The organism is Gemmiger formicilis (assembly GCF_016901605.1).
Lineage (GTDB): Bacteria > Bacillota > Clostridia > Oscillospirales > Ruminococcaceae > Gemmiger > Gemmiger formicilis_B.
In genome coordinates this window covers 1-1,585 of record NZ_JACJKP010000308.1, presented here as the reverse complement: position 1 = coordinate 1,585, position 1,585 = coordinate 1, and the positions used below count along the sequence as shown (strand labels likewise).

The following is a 1,585-nucleotide window of genomic DNA, read 5'->3' as shown; positions in this document are numbered from 1 at the left end:
AAGGTCAGAGCCGGGTGTTGGTTCCGGTAGTGATCGAGGGAAATATAGTACCGAAGTCTGGCTGGATGAGAGGCGAGAAAAGCTGCGTGTATATCTAAGGTGCCCGTACCGCAAACCGACACAGGTAGGTAGGAAGAAGATTCTAAGGCCAACGGGAGAAGGGTTGTTAAGGAACTCGGCAAGTTGACCCCGTAACTTCGGAATAAGGGGTGCTCACGAGAGTGAGCCGCAGAGAATAGGCCCAGGCAACTGTTTACCAAAAACACAGGTTTGTGCTAAATCGAAAGATGACGTATACGAGCTGACGCCTGCCCGGTGCTGGAAGGTTAAAAGGAGATGTGCAAGCATTGAATTGAAGCCCCAGTGAACGGCGGCCGTAACTATAACGGTCCTAAGGTAGCGAAATTCCTTGTCAGGTAAGTTCTGACCCGCATGAAAGGCGTAATGATCTGGGCACTGTCTCAACAGCCCGCCCGGCGAAATTGTAGTACCGGTGAAGATGCCGGTTTCCCGCGACAAGACGGAAAGACCCCATGGAGCTTTACTGTAGCCTGATATTGGGTTTCGGTGTTGCATGCACAGGATAGATGGGACACTGGGAAGCTGAGGCTTTGGCCTTGGTGGAGTGGACGTTGGGATACCATCCTTGCGACATTGGAATTCTAACCTGCGCCCTTGAATCAGGGCGGGGGACATTGTCAGGTGGGCAGTTTGACTGGGGCGGTCGCCTCCTAAAATGTAGCGGAGGCGTTCAAAGGTTCGTTCGATCTGGACGGAAACCAGATGATAGAGTGCAAACGCATAAACGAGCCTGACTGCGAGACTGACGGGTCGAGCAGAGACGAAAGTCGGAGTTAGTGATCCGGTGGTATGTGAGTGGAAATGCCATCGCTCAACGGATAAAAGTTACCCTGGGGATAACAGGCTGATCTCCCCCAAGAGTCCACATCGACGGGGAGGTTTGGCACCTCGATGTCGGCTCATCGCATCCTGGGGCTGAATTCGGTCCCAAGGGTTTGGCTGTTCGCCAATTAAAGCGGTACGCGAGCTGGGTTCAGAACGTCGTGAGACAGTTCGGTCCCTATCTGTCGTGGGCGTAGGATATTTGAAAGGTGCTGTCCCTAGTACGAGAGGACCGGGATGGACGAACCTCTGGTGCACCAGTTGTCACGCCAGTGGCACAGCTGGGCAGCTATGTTCGGATCGGATAAACGCTGAAAGCATCTAAGCGTGAAGCCGGCCTTAAGATAAGATATCCCACTGAGTCAATCAGGTAAGACCCCTTGAAGACTACAAGGTTGATAGGCACAATGTGTAAGTGGAGTGATCCATTCAGCAAGCGTGTACTAATAGGTCGAGGGCTTGACCCCATCTTGATCAGATACTCTATTTGCTAGCAGTTCGATATTCAGTTTTGAGGGTACATCCTCAACAAGAGAAGCAGATGACAAGGTCATGTGCATGGCCGGTGTCGATGACGGTGAGGTTCCACCTGTTCCCATTCCGAACACAGAAGTTAAGCTCACTTGTGCCGAAGATAGTTGGCTGGAGACGGCCTGTGAAAATAGGTAGATGCCGGCTTCTC

General features: G+C 52.2%; 2 rRNA genes. Both read left to right on the top strand.

The window, feature by feature from the left end:
• Positions 1-1,370: ribosomal RNA gene (locus H6B10_RS14450) — 23S ribosomal RNA — on the top strand; the annotation flags it as partial.
• 94 nt (positions 1,371-1,464) lie between these two features.
• Positions 1,465-1,581 (top strand): 5S ribosomal RNA (gene rrf / locus H6B10_RS14445).
• The last annotated feature ends 4 nt before the right edge of the window (positions 1,582-1,585 follow it).